The organism is Pseudomonas faucium (genome assembly GCF_021602585.1).
In the GTDB taxonomy this organism is placed as follows: Bacteria; Pseudomonadota; Gammaproteobacteria; order Pseudomonadales; family Pseudomonadaceae; genus Aquipseudomonas; species Aquipseudomonas faucium.
In genome coordinates, this window is the sequence record NZ_BQIP01000001.1 from 530,782 (window position 1) to 551,142 (window position 20,361).

14 protein-coding genes are annotated in these 20,361 nt (G+C 65.5%); 11 read left to right on the forward strand and 3 right to left on the reverse strand.

Annotated elements, in window-relative coordinates; translation table 11 throughout:
* Positions 1 to 68: 68 nt before the first annotated feature.
* The 3 genes from L6D75_RS02520 to L6D75_RS02530 form a co-directional block, all read right to left on the reverse strand.
* Positions 69 to 1,526, reverse strand: a complete 1,458-nt coding sequence (locus tag L6D75_RS02520) for an amidase (RefSeq protein ID WP_176517273.1) — start codon at positions 1,524 to 1,526, stop codon at positions 69 to 71.
* Complete coding sequence (locus tag L6D75_RS02525; protein ID WP_176517274.1) at positions 1,523 to 2,833, reverse strand: citrate-proton symporter; 1,311 nt, start codon at positions 2,831 to 2,833, stop codon at positions 1,523 to 1,525. Before L6D75_RS02525 ends, L6D75_RS02520 begins: the two co-directional genes overlap by 4 nt.
* Positions 2,834 to 2,928: 95 nt before the next feature.
* Positions 2,929 to 4,104, reverse strand: a complete 1,176-nt coding sequence (locus tag L6D75_RS02530) for a M20 aminoacylase family protein (protein WP_176517275.1) — start codon at positions 4,102 to 4,104, stop codon at positions 2,929 to 2,931.
* 657 nt (positions 4,105 to 4,761) lie between these two features.
* Here L6D75_RS02530 and L6D75_RS02535 point away from each other — a divergent pair.
* The 11 genes from L6D75_RS02535 to L6D75_RS02585 all read left to right on the forward strand — a co-directional run bounded on the left by L6D75_RS02535 (position 4,762) and on the right by L6D75_RS02585 (position 20,340).
* Positions 4,762 to 5,511 (forward strand): hypothetical protein, encoded by a 750-nt coding sequence (locus tag L6D75_RS02535; protein ID WP_176517276.1) that lies wholly within the window; start codon positions 4,762 to 4,764, stop codon positions 5,509 to 5,511.
* A 62-nt stretch (positions 5,512 to 5,573) separates the two neighbouring features.
* Positions 5,574 to 6,107: a type VI secretion system contractile sheath small subunit gene (gene tssB, locus L6D75_RS02540; protein WP_176517277.1), complete on the forward strand. Its 534-nt coding sequence runs from the start codon at positions 5,574 to 5,576 to the stop codon at positions 6,105 to 6,107.
* A 14-nt stretch (positions 6,108 to 6,121) separates the two neighbouring features.
* Positions 6,122 to 7,624, forward strand: coding sequence for a type VI secretion system contractile sheath large subunit (tssC, locus tag L6D75_RS02545; RefSeq protein ID WP_176517278.1), 1,503 nt, complete (start codon positions 6,122 to 6,124; stop codon positions 7,622 to 7,624).
* A 32-nt stretch (positions 7,625 to 7,656) separates the two neighbouring features.
* Positions 7,657 to 8,139 (forward strand): type VI secretion system baseplate subunit TssE, encoded by a 483-nt coding sequence (tssE, locus tag L6D75_RS02550; protein WP_176517279.1) that lies wholly within the window; start codon positions 7,657 to 7,659, stop codon positions 8,137 to 8,139.
* On the forward strand, positions 8,139 to 9,971 hold the full coding sequence (gene tssF / locus L6D75_RS02555; RefSeq protein ID WP_176517280.1) for a type VI secretion system baseplate subunit TssF: 1,833 nt from the start codon (positions 8,139 to 8,141) through the stop codon (positions 9,969 to 9,971). The genes tssE and tssF overlap by 1 nt, the downstream gene beginning before the upstream one ends.
* Entirely contained in the window at positions 9,935 to 11,005 is a 1,071-nt protein-coding gene (tssG, locus tag L6D75_RS02560) for a type VI secretion system baseplate subunit TssG (RefSeq protein WP_176517281.1), read from the forward strand. The genes tssF and tssG overlap by 37 nt, the downstream gene beginning before the upstream one ends.
* Positions 11,002 to 13,602 (forward strand): type VI secretion system ATPase TssH, encoded by a 2,601-nt coding sequence (gene tssH, locus L6D75_RS02565; RefSeq protein WP_176517282.1) that lies wholly within the window; start codon positions 11,002 to 11,004, stop codon positions 13,600 to 13,602. The genes tssG and tssH overlap by 4 nt, the downstream gene beginning before the upstream one ends.
* Positions 13,603 to 13,674: 72 nt before the next feature.
* The gene (tssJ, locus tag L6D75_RS02570; protein ID WP_176517283.1) at positions 13,675 to 14,391 is read left to right on the forward strand and encodes a type VI secretion system lipoprotein TssJ; all 717 of its coding nucleotides are present in this window, start codon (positions 13,675 to 13,677) and stop codon (positions 14,389 to 14,391) included.
* Positions 14,384 to 15,727 carry a type VI secretion system baseplate subunit TssK gene (gene tssK, locus L6D75_RS02575; protein WP_176517284.1) on the forward strand — a complete coding sequence of 448 codons (1,344 nt, stop codon included), beginning with the start codon at positions 14,384 to 14,386 and terminating at the stop codon, positions 15,725 to 15,727. Before tssJ ends, tssK begins: the two co-directional genes overlap by 8 nt.
* Entirely contained in the window at positions 15,724 to 16,437 is a 714-nt protein-coding gene (icmH, locus tag L6D75_RS02580; RefSeq protein WP_176517285.1) for a type IVB secretion system protein IcmH/DotU, read from the forward strand. Before tssK ends, icmH begins: the two co-directional genes overlap by 4 nt.
* A gap of 21 nt (positions 16,438 to 16,458) precedes the next feature.
* Complete coding sequence (locus L6D75_RS02585; RefSeq protein WP_176517286.1) at positions 16,459 to 20,340, forward strand: type VI secretion protein IcmF/TssM N-terminal domain-containing protein; 3,882 nt, start codon at positions 16,459 to 16,461, stop codon at positions 20,338 to 20,340.
* The last annotated feature ends 21 nt before the right edge of the window (positions 20,341 to 20,361 follow it).

Sequence of the window (20,361 nt, forward strand, 5' to 3'; positions counted from 1 at the left end):
AAGTTGACCTCCGTGTCTGTGCGTGGATGGTCATCATGCCCAGCAAGATACGGGCCTGGCCAGGGCCTTCAGCGCGCTTGCAGGCCGCTTGGCGGGCAACGCTCGACCCAACGGGTCAGCTGTTCATGGGCATAGGCCAGCTGCAGCACGGCCTGGTCGGCCTGGGCCGGGCCGATGATCTGCAGGCCCATGGGCAGGCCGGCGGCGTTGAAGCCCACCGGCACGCTCATGCTCGGCAAGCCGGCCAGGGTGGCGCCGATCACCACCTCCATCCAGCGGTGGTAGGTGTCCATCGCCCGCCCGCCAACCACCTGCGGCCACGGCACGGCTGCGTCGAAAGGAAACACCTGGGCCGCTGGCAACAGCAAAAAATCGTAACGCTCGAACAAGCTGGCCAATGCCTGGTACCAGGCACTGCGGTCGACTGACGCCTGGTACAGGTCCTGCGCGCCCAACCTCAGGCCGCCTTCCACCTCCCATTGCGCCTCGGGCTTGAGCAAGGCGCGCCTGGCCGGGTCGGCATAGGCCGCGCCCAGGTTGCCGTGCACCAGGAAGTGGCGGTGAGTGAGCCAGCAGCGCCACAAGCGCGCCGGCTCGAAGGCGGGCTGGCAGGCCTCGACCTCGCAGCCCAGCTCGGCAAAATCCGCCAGCGCCGCTTCGCACAGCGCCATGACCCCATCGTCCATCGGCAGGTAGCCGTCATAGTCGCCCAGCCAGCCCAGCCGCGCGCCCTTGAAGCTGCGCGACAACTGCGCCGCGAAATCGATGGGGCCGGCGTTGATCGACAACGGCACACGCGGGTCGTGCCCGGCCTGCACGGTCAGCAACCGCGCCACATCCTGCACGCTGCGCCCCATCGGGCCTTCAGTGGCCAACTGCTGCACGAACAGTTCCGGCGTCGGCCCGAACGGCACTCGGCCTTGCGAGGGGCGCAGGCCGTAGACGTTGTTGAACGCCGCCGGGTTGCGCAGCGAGCCCATCATGTCGCTGCCGTCGGCCACCGGCAGCAGGCGCATGGCCAGCGCCGCCGCCGCCCCGCCGCTGCTGCCGCCGGCCACGCGGCTGTAGTCATAGGCATTGGTGGTGGTGCCGAACAGCGTGTTGTAGCTCTGCGAGCCCAGGCCGAACTCCGGCACGTTGCTCTTGCCGACGATGATCGCCCCGCTCGCGCGCATCCGCGCCACGCTGATCGCATCCTCGCTCGGCACCTGCTCGGCGAACAGTGGCGAGCCCAGGGTGGTGCGCAGCCCGGCGGTGGCGGCCAGGTCCTTGATCGCCTGGGGCATGCCGTGCATCCAGCCGCGTGACTGGCCGCGCGCCAGTTCGCGGTCGCGCTCGTCGGCCTCGGCCAGCACCGCCTCGGCATCCCGCAACGACACCAGCGCATTGACCTTGGGGTTGAACCGCTCGATCTGCGCCAGATACGCCTGCATCACCTCACGGCAGGAATACTGGCGGGCATGGATCGCCTGGGACAGCGCCTCGGCGTCGAGGCTGACGATCGGGTCGATGGCTAACGCGTTCACGGTTTCACTCCAAGGTTGTAGGCAACGGGTTTGGCGGCGCGCGGCGCCTCTTTCAGGCAGTAGGTGCCCAGCAGGGTCAGCAGGCAGGCGAACAGCACGTAGAACGACGGCGCCACCGGCGTGCCCAGCACCTTGCTCAGCCAGGTGACGATCAGCGGCGCAAAGCCGCCGAACACCATCACCGCCACGTTGTAGGCCACCGACACGCCGGTGGAGCGCACCGCCACCGGAAACTGCTCGGCCAGCGCGGTCGGCGCCGGGCCGAAGAAGCCGCCGATGGCCGTGCACAGCAGCAGCTGCATCACCAGCAGGCGCTCGATCGACGGCGCCGCCGCCACCCACACGTACAGCGGGTAGACCATCACGAAAAACGCCAGGGTAAAGGCCATCAGCACCGGCCGCCGGCCGAGCCGGTCCGACAGCGCGCCGGCCAGCGGGATGACCACGGTCATCAGGCCCACGGCGAGCATCTGCACCAGCAGCACCTGGTCCAGCGGCAGGCCGAGGTTCTTGTGGGCGAAGGTCGGCATGTTCACCAGCACCACGTAGAACGACACCGTCGCGCCACAGGCCAGGCCCATCGACACCAGCAGGCTGCGCCGATGTTCACGCAGCACCTGCAGCAGCCCGGGCGCCTCGCCCTTGGCCTGCTTGCGCGCTTCGAGAAACTCCTCGGGCTCTTCCATGTGCTTGCGAATCCACAGCCCCACCGGCCCGATCAGCAAGCCGAGCACGAATGGAATCCGCCAGCCCCAGCTGTCCAGCGCCTCAGGCGTGCACAGGTGGGTCACCAGCGCGACCATCGCCGCCCCCGAGAACACCGCCAGGCACTGCCCCACCAGCTGCCACGAGCCATACAGCCCCTTGCGATGGGCCGGCGCACTTTCCACCAGAAACGCCGTGGCGCTGGCGTACTCGCCGCCGGTGGCAAAGCCCTGCAGCATGCGCGCCACCACGATCAGCAGCGGCGCGCCCATGCCGATGGCCAGGTAGCTGGGGGCGAAGGCGATCATCGCGATGGACACGGTCATCAGCCGAATGATCAGCTGCATCGCCGCCTTGCGCCCCTTGCGGTCGGCATACACGCCCAGCAGCACGCCGCCCACCGGGCGCATGAAAAAGCCCACGCCGAAGGTGGCCAGGGCCATCAGCAGCGAAGCGTATTCGTCGTCGGAGGGGAAGAACTGGCGGGCGATGATGCTCGCCAGGAAGCCGTACACGATGAAGTCGTACCACTCCAGGGCATTGCCGATGACGGCCGCGACCACTTGCCGGGTACGCGACGCGCCTGTATTGGAAATCTGCATGCGGAACACTCCATTTCGGTTGGCCAGCAACGTTCAAGTGATCGCCCAGGCGCGGTCGCGCCCAGGTTCCAGCGGCAGTGGTCAATACAGGAAGGTCAGGCCGGCGCGAGCCAGCGTTCCGCCAACGCGCCCCAGTAGGCCGCGCCGGTCAGCAGGATGTCGTCGTTGAAGTCGTAGGCGGGGTTGTGCACCATCGGCCGCTTTTCACCGTTGCCGATGAACAGGTAAGCGCCCGGGCAGCGCTGCAGCATCCAGGCGAAGTCCTCGCTGCCCATCAGCTTGCGGGTGTTGCCATCCACCGCCTCGGCGCCGAGCAGCTCGACCCCGACCTGGGTGGCAAAGGCGTTTTCCGCAGCATGGTTGACCAGCACCGGGTAGGCCGGGCGGTGCTCGATGGTGCTGGTGCAGCCAAAGCTCTCCGCCTGCTGGGTGATGATTGCCCGCACCCGCTCCAGCGTCTGCGCCCGCACTTTCGCATCCAGCGCGCGCAGGCTCAGGCGCAGCAGCGCTTGCTGTGGAATGACGTTGGCCGCCTCCCCCGCCTGCAGCGCCCCGACCGTCACCACCGCCGCTTCCTGGGCATCGATATTGCGCGCCACCACCGTCTGCAGCGCCATCACCACACTGGCCGCCGCCACCAGCGGGTCGACCGTCAGGTGCGGCATCGAGCCATGCCCGCCGACGCCGTCGAGGGTTACCGTGAGCAAGTCCTGCGAAGCCATCATCGGCCCCTCGCGAAAGCCCAGGTGCCCCGCCGGCAGCCCCGGCATGTTGTGCATGCCGAACAGCGCATCGCAGGGGAAGCGCTCGAGCAAGCCATCGGCCAGCATCGCCTCTGCCCCGCCCTGGCCCTCCTCGGCCGGCTGGAAGATCAGCGTCAGCGTGCCATCGAACTGCCGCGTCGCCGCCAGGTAGCGCGCCGCGCCCAGCAGCATGGTGGTGTGCCCGTCGTGGCCGCAGGCGTGCATGCAACCCTGGTGGCGGCTGCTGTATGCGGCGCCGGTGGCCTCGACGATGGGCAGTGCGTCCATGTCGGCGCGCAGGCCCAGCTTGCGCGGGCTGCTGCCGTTGCGCAGCACGCCGACCACACCGGTCTTGCCGATGCCGGTGTGCACTTCATAGCCCCACTGCTGCAGCAAGGACGCGACCAGGGCTGAGGTGCGGCTTTCTTCGAAACCGAGTTCGGGGTGGGCGTGTATATCGTGGCGGATGGCGTGCAGGTCGCTGGCCACGTCATTGAGCCAGGCCAGGATGTGCTGATGCTGCGACATGGGGAATCTCCTCGCGCGGGTGGGTCCCGTTTTTTGTTGTTCGCTTGAGATCACGACGGGGGAAAAGGCAGGTCGTGGGTGGGGACAGATAAGCGCGAGTGGGGGTGGGAGCACAATGGAATGTGGTTCCACGTAGTGGAACTACGTTGTAGAGGGAAGGGTTTCATAGTCTTTGGTGGCGGATTGATCCGCGGTCCAGGGTGAAGCACTACTCATGTGCGGGGTTGCTTTCATCGCGGATAAATCCGCTCCTACAAGGCCTCCGGCGCGCCGTATTCCGTCGCATTGCCATCATTTAATGGCCAATTGCCCAGCCGAAAACACACCCGTTCATCGGGCAAAAAATGCGACGCGATTCACTTTTTCAAAAATAATTTTGAGGTGAATCCAGCGCTCATTCTTCCCGCGCAAAACCCACTCCCTCCGGGGCCAATCGCCTATTTTCCGCGCCCTCAACCATCAATCGATAGCAATGCGACACCATTGCACCCGTTCACAAAACAAGGAAAAAATCGCCGCCGTCGCTGGAACTTCTCTTACGACGAGCTGCCCTACACGGCATTACTGGCAACACGATATTCATGTGCCAGTACCGAGTTTCAGGTCCACGCCAACGGCGTTACAGGACGAACACCAAGCTTCATGGACGATGTACCGATGACACAGACGTTTGATGTCGAAGCACTGATCAGGCTGCGTGGCCAGACGCGGGCTATTTCCGATGCGCTCAAGGCGCAGGCGTCGGATTACCTCGCCACCGTGGCCCCGCTGATCCGTCCGCAAACGCTGTTCGGCGAATACCTGCAGGGCGCGCAACGCAGCAGCGGGCGCGAAACCCAGGGCCACTTCCAGTCGCTCATCGAACTCTACGAGCGCATCGGCTCGGCCTCCCCTTTCCAGCTGGTGAGCGAGCTGGACGTGCCGCTCAACCTCATCAGCACCACCCCCGAATTGTTCCCCCTCGAATACGACAAGGTGCTGGCCGAAAGCGGCCAGGTCATCCGCATCACCAGCCCAGTGCGCTGGGTGGTGGGCTTCCAGGGCTTCGAGCTGGCGCGCTTTCGCAGCGTCATCAACGACCCCAATCGCAGCAGCGCCGAGCTGTACCGCTTCGTGGTGCACTACCTGGTGCTGTTCTACTGCCTGAGCAAGTCGCCCGGCCTTGGCCGGCTGTTCGAAGGCCTGCGCTTCGGCCTGAGCTTCGAGCGCCTCAAGGGCCTGGGCGACCTGCCGTTCTGCGTCATCAGCGCGCCGGTGCGTTCGGAGCTTCCCGACGATTCGGTCATCCGCAGCAGCACGCAGATTGCCGGCAACACCAGCTTCGAAGAGCTGGTGGGCCGCGACAACATCCTGGAAATGAACGACGAAATCCGTCAGCGCCTGCTGCTGACGATCGAAGGACTGTAACGCGCGGCCCGCTACCGGGCCGCGCCAAGTTTCGCAGCGAATTGCTCGCATTGGAGATCACGATGGCGAAGAAGGAAAGTACCCAGCACAAACTCGACCGCGTTCGCGCGCCGCGGGTCCACATCACCTACGACGTGGACATCGGCGATGCGATCGAGAAAAAGGAACTGCCCTTCGTCGTCGGCGTGCTGGGCGATTTCTCCGGCAACCCGCTGGAGCCCTTGCCCAAGCTCAAGGACCGCAAGTTCGTGTTCATCGACCGCGACAACTTCAACGGCGTGCTCAAGGGCATCAAGCCGCGCCTGACCTACCGCGTCGACAACACCCTGGCCAAGAACGGCACCCAGCTGGGCGTGGAGCTGAACTTCAACAGCATGGAAGACTTCGAGCCGCAGAACGTGGTCAAGCAGGTCGAGCCGCTGCGCAAGCTGCTGGAAGTGCGCAACAAGCTGGCTGACCTGCGCAACAAGATGGGCGGCAACGACAAGCTCGAAGAGCTGCTGATGGACGTGCTGCAAAACACCGAGAAGCTGAAAACCCTGGGCAAGGAATTCGGTCGCGAGGCCGCCGTCCCCGCCGCCGACGGCAACGAGTAAGCAGGAGCCAGACGATGACCGACAAACAAGCACTGCCGCAGCAGGACACCGACCTGGTCGAAGTCGAGCACTTCGCCCCGCAGGCCTCGCTGCTCGACAGCATCATTTCCGAAAGCCGCGTGGCCCGCTCGGAAACCGAACGCAGCCGCACCCGCGACCTGATCGGTGAACTGGTCGGCCAGGTACTGGAAGGCGAACTGACGCCGAGCAAGGACCTGATCGCGGTACTGGATGCACGCATCGCCGAAATCGACGCGATGCTCTCCGAGCAGATGAACGAGATCATGCACGCCCGCGAGTTCCAGCAGTTGGAGGCTTCGTGGCGCGGCCTGAAGTACCAGGTCGACCAGACCGAAACCAGCACCACGCTGAAGATCCACCTGCTCAACGCCTCGAAGAAAGACCTGGTGCGCGATCTGAAGGCTGCCAGCGAATTCGACCAGAGCGCGCTGTTCAAGAAAATCTACGAAGAGGAATACGGCACCTTTGGCGGCGCGCCATTCGGCATGCTGCTGGGCGACTACGAGTTCACCCGCAGCCCCGAAGACATGTACCTGCTCGAAGAAATCTCGCACGTCGCCGCCGCTGCCCACGCACCGTTCATTTCGGCTGCCTCGCCCGAGCTGTTCGGCTGGGACTCGTTCACCGACATGTCCGGCCCGCGCGACCTGGCGAAGATCTTCGACACCGTCGAGTACGCCAAGTGGAAGTCGTTCCGCGCCTCGGAAGACTCGCGCTACGTCGGCCTGACCTTGCCCCATGTGCTTGGCCGCCTGCCCTACGGCCCGGATACCGTGCCGGTGGACGAATTCAATTTCGTCGAAAGCGTCGACGGCCGCGACCACAACAAGTACCTGTGGATGAACGCCGCCTACGCCCTGGGCACGCGCGTCACCGACGCCTTCTCGCGCTACGGCTGGTGCGTGGCGATTCGTGGCGTGGAAGGCGGAGGCCTGGTCGAAGGGCTGCCGACCCACACCTTCAAGACCGACGACGGCGAAGTCGCGCTTAAGTGCCCGACTGAAATCGCTATCACCGACCGCCGCGAAAAAGAGCTGTCGGACCTGGGCTTCATCCCCCTGGTGCACTGCAAGGGCACCGACTACGCCGCGTTCTTCGGCACCCAGTCGGCACAGAAGCAGAAGCAGTACAACACCGACATTGCCAACGCCAACGCACGCCTGTCGGCGCAGCTGCAGTACATCTTCGCCACTTCGCGCATCGCCCACTACATGAAGGCGATCATGCGCGACAAGATCGGCAGCTTTGCCTCGCGCAAGGACGTCGAGTCGTTCCTCAACGAATGGCTGGCTGACTACGTGCTGCTCGACGACACCGCGGGCCAGGAGGCCAAGGCCAAGTTCCCGCTGCGCGAAGCCAGTGTCGAGGTCGTGGAAGTGCCCGGCAAGCCGGGTGCCTACAAGGCCGTGGCGTTCCTGCGCCCGCACTACCAGCTCGACGAACTGACCGCCTCGCTGCGCCTGGTCGCCGAACTTCCGCAATCCACCCGTAGCTGATCGAACCCAGGCCAGGAAGGCGCAGTTCACCCATGAGCCGTCACTACCAATTGGTACCCACGCTGCTCGATCGCTTGCTCGATGATGTACCGCATCAGGCAAGCGAGGCGGTGTCCGGGCGCCTGTGCTCTTTGGCCGATTACAAGGCCAGCCTGATCCGCGACCTCGAGGTGCTGGTCAATACCCGCCAGTGCCTGGTCGCCGAGCGCCTGGGCAGCCATCCGCAACTGGCCGGCAGCATCCTTGAGTACGGCATGCCCGACTTCACCAGCAAGGGCGTGCTCAACCCCGAGGACCGGCGGTTGATCCAGGCGCAGCTGGAACGCGCCATCAGCGTGGGCGACAAACGCTTTCGCGCGGTGCGCGTGCAATTGATGAACCAGCAAGTGGGCCACCGCATGCTGACCTTCCGGGTCGATGCGGTGCTGCACCTGCAGGACGCCACGCGCCAGGTGTCCTTCGATGCGGTACTCCAGGTCAATACCCAAGAATACAAAGTGCAGAACCTCAACTGATGCTCGACGATCTGCTGCCCTACTACGAAAAGGAACTCTCGCACCTGCGCTACCTCGGGCAGGAATTTGCGCGCGAGTACCCGAAAATCGCCTCGCGCCTGCTGATCGAAGGGGACAACTGCGAAGACCCGCACACCGAGCGCCTGATCGAAGCGTTTTCGTTCCTTTCGGCACGGATTCATAAAAAGCTCGATGACGAGTTTCCGGAAATCGTCGAAGCCTTCCTCGAAGTTCTCTACCCGCATTACCTGCGCCCTACCCCGGCGTTGTCGATCGCCGAGTTCTGCGCCGGCAACCGGGCGGCGTTGACCGGCTGCCATACCATCGAGCGCCACAGCGAAATCGCTTCGCGCGTTGTCGACGGTGTCGCCTGCCGGTTCCGCACCTGCTACCCGGTACAACTGTGGCCCATCGCGGTCCAGGATGCCGCGTTCGTCGAACTCGAACGCTCGGTGTTCAACGGCCACAGCGCCGACCTGGTCGCCCACCTGAAAATCGCCCTGGCGGCGACCACTGACCAGCACTTCGGCCAGCTGGACATCCACTCGCTGCGGTTCTTCCTCGACGGCGAAAGCACGTTGATGCTGCAACTGTACGAACTGTTGTTCAACAACCTGGCCAAGGCCACCCTGAGCTTCACCGAGAATGGCCAGCGCCGCGAGATCGGCCTGCCCGCCGATGCCCTGCAGGCCGTGGGTTTCGAAGCCGCCGATGGCCTGGTCGACTACTCGTCGCGCTCGTTCGCCGGCTACCGCCTGCTGCATGACTACTTCACCTTCCCCGACAAGTTCATGTTCTTCGACATCGGCGGGCTCAAGCGCAGCCTGGCCGGGCGTGACCTGCGCACGCTGGAGATCAACTTCTACTTCGCCCACTTCGAGCTGGGCGAGCGCCTGGTACGCCTGGCGCAGAACATCGGCCGCAACAACTTCAAGCTCGGCTGCACGCCGATCATCAACCTGTTCAAGCATCAGGCCGAGCCGATCAAGCTGACCCACGCGCTGCCCGAATATCCGGTGACCCCGGACGTGCGCCTGCAAGGCAACGCCGAAGTGGTGTCGATCGACCGCGTGCTGCGGGTGCGCAAGCTGGCTGGCAAAGACACGGTCAGCGCCTGCAACCCATTCTTCGAACCGCGCGGTGAGCTGGGCCCGGATGCCTGCTACTGGATCGGCCGCCGGCAACCGTCACGGCGCGGCAGCCAGGGCGGCACCGACATGCTGATCCGCGTGGTCGACCGCGAGCTGGACCTGATCGACACCAGCAACGACACCCTGAGCATCGCCCTGACCTGCAGCAACCGCGACTTGCCGCAACTGCTCAGCTACGGCGGCAACCAGAGCGACTTCAGCCTCGACCAGGACGGCGTGGTCGACAGCATCCGCATGCTGCGCAAACCCACCGCCACGGCCCGCGTGCCCCTGGGCGAAGGCCTGATCTGGCGGCTGGTCTCGCACCTGTCGCTGAACCACCTGTCGCTGGTGGCCAATGGCAAGGAGGTGCTGCAGGAAATGCTCAGCCTCTACGACTACCGGCGCACATCGGCCGTGCGCAAGCAGATCAGCGGCATCCTGTCGATCAAGAGCGAACCGGTGGTGGCGCGCATCGGCCACCCGCGGCCGAATTTCGTGCGCGGCGTGGGCATCACCCTGGAACTGGACGAAAGCCAGTACATCGGCAGCGGCGTGTTCCTGTTCGGCAAGATCCTCGATCACTTCTTCAGCCAGTACTGCACCGTCAACAGCTTCACCCAACTCACCCTGCGTACCCGTCAGCGGGAAAAGAGAATCGTACAATGGCCAGCCAGAACCGGCGATCAACCCCTGGTCTGATCGACCAGGCACGCGCGGAGCCCTACCGGTTCGAATTCTTCCAACTGGTACGGCTGCTGCGCCTGCACTACAGCCGTGCCGGGCGTATCGACCCGGAAACCCGGCCGCATGAAGACCCGCTGCGTTTTCGCTCGCAACTGTCGCTGAACTTCCCGGTCAGCGAAGTCAGCGAACTGAAGTTCGAGCGCGCCGAGCGCAGCAACATCAACGGCCAGCCGCTGTCCGAGGTGCAGGTGACCTTCATGGGCCTGGTGGGCCCGTCGGGCGTGCTGCCGCGGCCCTACACCGAGCTGCTGATGAACCGTCACATCCAGTACCGCGACGATGCCGCGCACGCGTTCCTGGACCTGTTCTCCCACCGCATGGTCGCGCTGTTCTACCAGGCCTGGCAGAAGTACCGGTTCCACATCGAGCATGAGCGCAACGGCGCCTCGGACTTCGAACGCTACCTGCTCAACCTGGTGGGCTTCGGCGAGCAAGGCCAGAAGCGCAAGTTCGGCGAAGCCGGCGCGGGGTTGCGCCACGAGCTGTACAGCCATTTCGCCGGGTTGTTCACCCAGCGCCCGCGCAACCCGCAGAACCTGCAGGCGATGCTGTGCTTCTACTTCGGCCTGACGTTCACCGTAACTCAGTTCGCCGGGCGCTGGCTGCAACTGGCGCCCGAGCAGTGCACGCGCCTGGGCCGGCAGAACGCCCAGCTGGGCCAGAGCAGCGTCGCCGGCAACCGCGTCTGGGACTACCAGTCGTGCGTGCGTATCGAGATCGGCCCGCTGGAGCTGGCCGATTACCAGCGCTTGCTGCCGGGCACCGATACCTACCGCAAGCTGGTCGAGCTGGTGCGCTTCTACCTCGGCCCGAGCCTTGATTTCGAACTGGCACCGCAACTCAAGCCCGAAGCCGTACCGGTTGCCCGCCTGGGCCGCCAAGGCGGCGTGGCGCTGGGCTGGATGGGCTGGCTGAAGCGGCCCGGCAGCCAGGCCAAGCCTGTGCGCTGCGGCATTTTTAGTATTCCTTTTGATGGGGTCTCGCTGTGAATCTCAAGTCCTTGTTTGCCAAGCTCAACGACACCTGCCGCAGCGCCACCGAGAGCGCCGCCGCGCTGTGCCTTGCCGAGCGTCACTACGAAGTGGACATCGAGCACGTGCTGTTGCAACTGCTCGAAGGCGACGACAACGACCTGCGCCCGCTGCTGCGTCATTACGATGTGGTGGTCGAGCGCCTGCAATCGCAGCTGGCCCAGGCACTGGAAGGGTTCAAGACTGGCAACACCCGCACCCCCGCCCTGTCGCCGCACATCACCCAGCTGATCGAACGCGCCTGGGTGCTGGCCTCGATCGAATACGCCAGCCAACAGATCCGCAGCGGCTACCTGCTGCTGGCCCTGCTCAATGACCCCGACCTGCACCGGCTGGTGCTGGCCAGCGCGGCCGAACTGGAAAAGGTCAACGTCGACGACCTGCGCGCCAACCTGGCCGAGCTGATCAGCGCCAGTGGTGAAGCCCAGCAGGCCACGCCGCTGGCCGCCGCCGGCAGCGCAGCGCCCGCCCGGGCCGCGGGGTCGGGCAAGACCCCGGCGCTGGACCAGTACACCGTCGACCTGACCCGCAGTGCCCGCGAAGGCCGGATCGACCCGGTGCTGGGCCGCGAAGCCGAAGTTCGGCAGATGGTCGATATCCTCACCCGCCGCCGGCAGAACAACCCGATCCTCACCGGCGAAGCCGGCGTCGGCAAAACTGCCGTGGTCGAGGGCCTGGCCCTGCGTATCGCCCAGGGCGATGTGCCGGCGCCACTCAAGGGCGTCGCCATCCACACCCTGGACCTGGGCCTGCTGCAGGCCGGTGCCGGGATCAAGGGTGAGTTCGAGAACCGCCTGAAATCGGTGATCGAGGAGACCAAGCGCAGCGTCCACCCGATCATCCTGTTCATCGACGAAGCCCACACGCTGATCGGCTCCGGTGGCCAGGCCGGACAGAACGATGCGGCCAACCTGCTCAAGCCAGCTTTGGCGCGCGGCGAATTGCGCACCATCGCCGCCACCACCTGGGCCGAATACAAGAAGTACTTCGAAAAAGACGCCGCCCTCGCCCGCCGCTTCCAGGTGGTCAAGGTTGAGGAGCCAGACGAACAGCAGGCTATCTATATGCTGCGCGGGCTGCTCGACAAGATGCAGGCGCACCACCGCGTGGCGGTGATGGACGATGCCCTGGTGCAGGCGGTGCGCCTGTCCAGCCGCTACATCACCGGCCGGCAGCTGCCGGACAAGGCTGTCAGCGTGCTCGACACCGCCTGCGCCAGGGTTGCCCTGGGCCAGAGCGCGCAACCGGGGCGTCTTGAAGACTGCCTGCGCCTGGTCGGCCACCTCCAGGCGGAAATCACCCTGCTGCAGCAGGAGCAACGCCAAGGCAGCGACCACCAGCGCCGGCTCGAGCAACTGCACGAACAACTCGCTCAGGCCAGCGAGCGCCAGCAGCGGCTGAACCTGCAGTGGCAGCGCGAGCTGGAACTGGTGCGCCAGATCCACGCCCTGGGCGAGGCCAGTGACACCGACAACCGCACCGAACTGGCCGCACTGCGCAACCAGTTGGCCGATGTCCAGGGCGAGGAGCCGCTGGTCCACGCCCTGGTCGATGGCGCCACCATCGGTGAAGTGATCGCCGGTTGGACCGGCATCCCGCTGGGCAAGATGCTGCGCGACGAAATCGACACCGTGCAGCGCCTGCCCGCGCTGATGGCCGAGCGCGTGCTCGGCCAGGACCACGCCCTGCACGAGATCGGCAAGCGCATCAAGATTTCCCGGGCGCGCATGGAAGACCCGAACAAGCCGATCGGCGTGTTCCTGCTGCTCGGCCCCAGCGGCGTGGGCAAGACCGAGACCGCCCTGGCCCTGGCCGACACCCTCTACGGCGGCGAGCGCAACGTGATCACCATCAACATGTCCGAGTACCAGGAGGCCCACACCGTCTCCAGCCTCAAGGGTTCGCCACCCGGCTACGTCGGCTACGGCGAAGGCGGCGTGCTGACCGAAGCGGTGCGCCGCAAGCCTTACAGCGTGGTGCTGCTCGACGAGGTGGAAAAGGCCCACCCCGACGTGCTCGAACTGTTCTTCCAGGTGTTCGACAAGGGCGTGCTGGACGACGGCGAAGGGCGCGAGATCAACTTCCGCAACACGGTGATCATCCTTACCTCCAACGTCGGCACCGAGCACATCATGCGCACCTGCCTGGGGGCCGTACAGGCCCCAGCCCCGGCGCAACTGGTCGAGGACCTGCGCGAGCAGCTCAATGCCGTGTTCAAGCCGGCATTCCTCGGCCGCCTGAGCATCGTCCCCTACTACCCGGTGCAGGACGCCATTCTCGAACGCATCGTCGGCCTGAAGCTTGCGCGTATCCGCCAACGCTTCGAGCACAACCACCAGGCCCAGCTGCACTTTGGCCCGGCGCTGGTGCCGGCGATTGCCGCGCGCTGCACCGAAGTCGACAGCGGTGCACGCAACATCGACAACATCCTCTCGGGCAGCCTCATGCCGGAGCTGGCCGAGCATGTACTGGCGCGCATGGCCGAGGACCAGCCGATCAACAGCCTGCGCATCGACCTGGATGAGGCCGGTGGTTTCACCTACAGCCTGGCGTAAGGGATACACACGTTGACGCAGGGACCATCGGCAGCACGGGTGCTGCCAGAGCGAATCATCAGGAGCAGGGCAATGGGCAGGTTACTGGGTGTATTGATCGTGGCATCGGCGCTGAGCGCCTGCGGCATCACCGACCGGGTCGGCAAGCGAGTCGACGACACGTGGGCTGGCGACATGCTGTTCAGCAGCGACGAGCAGGTGATCCTCACCATCGACGGTGGCAACCAGCTGAACCCGGACGCTGCCGGCACGCCGCTGTCGGTGGTCACCCGGATCTACCAGCTCACCAGCCTGGAGCGCTTCGTCAGCAGCGATGCCGACACCTTGCAGCAGCACCCGGAGCAGGCGCTGGGCAATACCCTGCTCGACAGCCGTGAGCGGGTGGTGCTGCCCGGCATCGGCGACATCCAGCGCTGGCCCTTGAACAAACAGGCACGCTACGTGGCCGTGGCCGCCTTCTTCCGCGACGAAAGCGGTGGCCGCTGGAAGATGGCCTTCAACGCCGACGCCTTCCGCAAGGACGGCATCTTCTTCTCCTCCAGTGGCGGCCGCATCCTGCTCGACCACAACGCCATCACCGCCGAGCGCGGCCAGGACGTGCTGGAGCTGCCCAACCAGCAGGCCGTGGCCACTTTGCAGCCGGCGCAACCGCAGCCCACCGTGGCCCAGCAGCTGCAGGCCAAGGCGCTGGACTCCGCGCAGCAGGCGGCCGAACAGGCCGCCGACCAATCCATGAAGAAATCGATGAACAACCTGTTCGACTCAGCACTGGAAGGTATCCATGAGTAAGAAAAGCCGTGTGATGTGGTCGGAGGGCATGTTCCTCCTGCCCCAGCACTTCCAGTACCAGGACGAGTTCCACCAGCACCAGCTGGCCCAGGCAAGCCTGCGCAGCTCGCCGTTCCACTGGGGCGTGCAAGCCCTGGAAGTCGACGAGCAGGCCCTGAGCGGCGGCATCCTGCAGCTCAAGCGCCTGCACCTGGTGTTCCCTGACGGCTCGGTGTTCGATGCCCCGCAGCACGACCCGCTGCCCGCCGCCCGCGACCTCAAGGACGTGATGCAGGGCTCGGGCCTGAAGGTGTATGCCGCCCTCAAGCTGGCAGAACCCTACAGCGCCAACTACCTCGAGGAAGGTGCCGAACGCCAGGGCGCACGCCGCTACCGCAAGGCCTTCGATACCCTGCCCGACCTCAACGAAGGCGACCTGGAGAACGAGATCACCAGCCTGCGCCTGAACGTGGTGCTGCTGGTCGATGGCGATGCCCTGGACGGCTACAGCTATTGCCCGCTGCTGCACCTGCAGCGCAACAACCTCAACGCCTTCAGCGTCGACAGCCAGTTCGTCCACCCCGCCTTGCACCTGGGCGCCCACGACACCTTGCTGACCATCGCCCAGCGCCTGCTGGCGCTGCTGCAGAGCAAGAGCGAAACGTTGTCCGGGCGGCGCCGCGAGCGCGCCGACCAGATCGCCGAGTTCGGCTCCAGCGACGTCAGCCTGTTCTGGCTGCTGTACACCGTCAACCGCGCCTACCCGGGCCTTGCCCACTTGCTGCAGCACCCGCGGCTGCACCCGGAGCAGTTGTACCGCTTCCTCGCCGAGCTGGCCGGTAGCCTGCTGACCTTCTCGCTCAACGCCCGCCTGGATGACATTGCGCCCTACGACCACCACGATCCGGCCGCCTCGATGCTCAAGCTCGACCGGCTGGTGCGCGAGCTGCTCAACAGCGTGGTGCCCAACCAGTACATCCCGATTGCGCTGGACCAGACGCGCCCGTCGTACTACGTCGGCCGCCTCAACGACCCGCGCCTGGCCGATGCCGACTTCTACATCTCGGTGCACGCCGACATGCCCGGCGCCCAGGTGCTGGAACTGGTACCGCGGGCGTTCAAGGTCGGCTCGCCGGAAGACATCGAAGTGGTGGTCAACACCGCCATGCCCGGCGCCACGCTCAACCACTGCGTGCGCACGCCCAATGCCATCCCGGTGCGCCTGGACAACCAGTACTTCGCGATCGAACCGCATGGCCGCGTGTATGAACGCATGATGGGCGCCAACGCCATCGCCTTCTACGTGCCCAGTGCCTTCAAGAACCTCAAGCTCGAACTGATGGCGGTGCTCAAATGACTGTTGCCGTGATGCCAGGCGGCGTGACCGCCGTCGAACAACCCTCGACCCTCAAGGACCTGGTCAAGGACTTCCTGACCATGGCGCTGATGATTCGCCGGGGCAACAAGGTAGTCGACGTCAAGCGCCTGCGCGCCAGTGTCGATGAGTTCTTCCCGGCGCTGGAGCGCGATGCGCGGCGTGCCAACTACAGCGTCGAGCAGGTCAAGGACGCCCAGTACGCGCTGTGCGCGTTTCTCGACGAGAGCGTGCTCAATGCCGGGCCCAGCGAGATCCGCAACCAGATCGAGATCAACCCGCTGCAGTTCCAGTACTTCGGCGTGCACCTGGCCGGCCAGGGCTTCTTCGACAAGCTCGACAGCCTGCGCAGCGACGTCAAGCGCAACCTCGATGTGCTCGAGGTGTACCACCTGTGCCTGGCCCTGGGCTTCGAGGGCAAGTACAGCCTGGAGCAGAAAGACCAGCTGCGCTACATCGCCAACACCCTGGGCCAGGACATCGCCCGCCACCGTGCGCCACGCAAGGCACTCGCCGCGCAGTGGGCGCTGCCCGACCAGGTCTCGCAGATGCTGCGCTACGAAGTGCCGCTGTGGCTTTACCTGGTGCTGGTGGCACTTGTCTGCGGCGCCGTGTACCTGACCCTGGACTGGTTGCTGGGCAAGGAAGTCGCGGCATTGGCAGAACAGGTCCGACAACTGTTCGGCGTTTAACTTGGGTACGGTCAGGAAGACATGAAAGCACTACTGCGCTGTTTGAAGAATTTCTGGTTCGCGCTGGCCCTGGGCTGGGTGATCGGCTTGTTGATCTGCTGGTTCGCCCTGCCGCGTTGGCAGCTGGCACCGGAGCAGGTGTACGTGGCCATGACGCTGTTCAGCGCGCTGTGCCTGTTGCTGGTGGTGCTGCGCCAGTACCGGCGCATCCGCGCCGAGCAGAACATCGAGCACCTGGTCCAGCTGGAAGTCGACCGTTCGCTGGGCAGCGAAGGCGAGTTTCGCGATCAGCATGTGCTGCGCGAGCGCCTCAAGCACGCCATCGCCATGCTGCGTTCGGCACGCTCGGCAGGGGGTGGCGGCGCCTCGGCGCTGTCCGACCTGCCGTGGTACCTGGTAATCGGCATGTCGGCCTCGGGCAAGACTTCGCTGTTGACCCGCTCCGGGCTGCATGCCTCGATTGCCGGCGCCCAGGCCAGCGGCTTCGACAGCGGCACCCAGCACTGCGACTGGTACTTCAGCCCCGAGGCGGTGCTGATCGACACCGCCGGGCGCTACCTGCGTGACGATGCCTCGGCCAGCGAGTTCGCCGCGTTCCTCAAACTGCTGCGCAAGCAGCGCAGCAAGCCTGCGGTCAACGGCCTGGTGCTGGTGGTCAGCCTGCCGGAGATCATCTGCGCCACGGTTGCCGAACGCGAGGCCATCGCCGCACGCCTGGTCGGGCGCATCGACGAGTACAGCGAGTGCCTGGGGGTCAACCCGCCGCTGTACCTGATGCTGAGCAAGACCGACCTGCTGCCGGGCTTCAACCAGGCTTTCGAAGGCCTGGACAACAACCAGCGCCAACAACCTCTGGGCATGACCTTCCCGCTCGCCGAGGTGCGCAGCAAAGGCTTGCGCGCCGTGGCCCAAGCGCGCTTCAGCCAGTTGCTGGGCAGTGTTCGCGAACACGTCGACGGCCAGCTGATCGGCGCCGGCAACACGGCCGACGTCGAGCTGCTGCAGTTCCCCAATTATTTCGCCGAGCTGGCCAGCGTGCTGGGCGGCTTTCTGGAGCAGTTCGAACGCACTGCCGAAGGCCGCACACCGCCGATCGTGCGCGGCGTGTACTTTACCAGCGCACTGCAGACCGACGAGCAACTGCCGCCGGTGTATGAAGATGCGCTGGGCGCCCATTACGCGCTACAGGCCAGCGAACGCGCAGGTACCGGCCGGCTTGCAGAAAAGATCGGTGACAAGAGTTACTTCATTACCGGCACCTTCCGCGAGGTGGTGTTCCCCGACCGCAACCTGAGCCTGTACTACTCGCGCCAGGGGCGTACCCGCGCCCTCACCCCGGCGCTGGCCGGTGCCGCAGCCCTTGCCGGCGTGGCGCTGCTGGCCTGGGAAGGTGTGTCGTTCCACAACAACCGCCAAGTGCTGGGCAGTATCGGCGGCGAACTGAGCGAACTCGAACAGGCGCCGGACCAGGCCGAGCGCCTGGCTTCCGGCCAGGCCATGGAGCAGCTGCGCCGCTACCTGGGCGAGTTCGAGGGCTACGATACCCAAGGCGTTCCGCTGGCGCTGGGCGCTGGCCTGTACAGTGGCGCCGACCTGCTCGGCCCGCTGCGCCAGGCTTACCTGCAGCAACTGCGCACCCAGGCCCTGGAGCCGATCGGCAAGCAGCTGCAGGTACAACTGCGCGCGCTCAACCAGTTTGCCGAAACCGTCGACCGCACCCCCTTGGCCGACAGCGGCAAGCGCCGCCCGGCCAACGCAGCGGCGAGCAACGCCACCCCTGCCCAAGGCGTCAAGGTATTCAAGGCGCCCCAGGTGGCCGAACGGCTGACTGCCGTCGCCGGCAACGGCAGCCAGGCACTGGGCCAGGAAGGCCGGCGCCGCGCGCTCGATGCGCTGCAGGACAAGGCCCGTTCGGTATCCAGCGCCGACTCCTCCGAAGACACCGCTCTCACCGCCGGGCTGTCGCTGTCCGAAGACAGCCTCGGACGCCTCAGCGAGCAGCAGATCGCCTCGGTGATCGAAGCCTACAGCGCGCTCAAGCTCTACCTGATCCTGTCCAACCCGCAGGCGCACCCGGATGCCGATTTCGTCGCCACCGAGCTGCCACGCGCCTGGGCCGAGGCGGCGCAGGCACAGGGGCAGGCGATCAGCCCCGAGCTGATCGCCGCCAACAGCGCCATGTACGTGCGCTACCTGCAGCAAGGCACGGCGCCCGCCCTGCGGCGCAACGAGCAGCTGGTCACCGATGCGCGCCAGAGCCTGCGCTCGTTCATGATCGCAAGCTCCCTGGTCGACCGCGAATACCTGCGCCTGCAACTGGAATCCGGCCGCCAGTATCCGGCGCTGACCCTGGCCGACATGGTCCCGGCCAACAGCCGCAACCAGCTGTTCTCGGCAGAATCGGTACCGGCTTTCTATACCCGCCAGGGTTGGGAAACGTTCGTCCAGCCCGAGCTGATCAAGCTGCTCTCGGGCGAGCTGCGCAACGACAGCGACTGGGTGCTCGACGGTGAAGGCGGCAATGGCCTGGTGCAAAAGGCCAACTTCATGCGGGAGCTGCTGGCCCGCTACAAGGCCGACTACGCCGATGCCTGGTTCACCTTGCTGCAAGGCGTGGGTGTGCGCCACTTCACCGACATGGCCAATGCCAGCGAACGCCTGAGCGTGCTCAGCGACGTGCAGAACTCGCCGGTCAAGAGCCTGCTGGCCGCGGTCAACCACAACACCGACTGGGACCTGCCCAAGCAGGCCTCCGCCTCCCCGGCCAATGCTGCCGAGGACAGCTTCTGGAGCAGCATCAAGGGCGTGTTCGCCAGCCAGGGCGCTGCGGCAGAAGCCATCGTCGCCAAGCTGCCACGGGTTGACGACGCCAGCCTGGCCAAGCGCTTCGAGCCGGTCTCGCGGCTGTTCGCCGCGCAAAACGCCGAGGGCGCCGACAGTACCGTGATGGACCGCTACCTGGCTGCCCTGCGCAAGCTCAAGGTGCGCCTGAGCAATATCCAGCGCTCCCAGGACGTGGGCAAGAACAGCAAGCTGCTGATCAGCGAAACCCTCGAAGGCCAGCCTTCGGAAGTGACCCTGGTGCGCAATTACATCGAGACCAGCGTCGACACCAGCGCCGGCAGCCTCTCCGAGTCGCTGCTGCGGCTGTTCAATTCGCCGCTGCAGTACACCTGGGAAACCCTGCGCGACCCCGCCGGGCAGCAGATCGCCAAAGCCTGGGCGCAGGACATCGCCCGCCCCTGGCAGCAAGTCATGGCGCACCGCTACCCGATCGTCGCCAGCAGCGACAACGAAGCCTCGGTCAAGGACCTGCAGCGCTTCGTCGACCCCGACAGCGGGTTACTGCCGGCCTTCAAGCGCAACCAAATCGGCAACCTGGCCGCAGGCGAAGGGCTGGGCATGGGCAGCGGCAACAACACCAGCCCCCTGGTCAACGCGCGGATGGTCGACAGCATCGACAAGGCCAGCTCCGTGGGCCAGGTGATCGCCAGCCTGTCGGACCGCGAGAACGGCTTCGAGATCATGCTCGAACCGTCCGCCCGCTACACCGACATCATCTTCACCCTCGATGGCCAGGAGCAGCACTACCGCAACGGCCGCACCAGCTGGAACCGTTTCGCCTGGCCAGGCAGCAACAACACACCGGGCGCACGCCTGGACGTGGTGACCCTGGAAGGCCAGCGCATCACCGTGTTCGACTACCCCGGCCGCTGGGGCCTGCTGAAGATGAATGACAGTGCCCGGGTCAGCGACCTGGACACCATCCAGCAGCGTTTTACCTGGCAATCGGTGGCAGGCCCGGTGAGCCTGGTGGTACGCAACTACGGCGGGGTGAAGATGACCGACCTGGCCCAGGTCAAGGCACTGAGCGTGCTCAATGACAGCGCGCGGGTGAACTGACGATGGCAAGCACGATGCAAG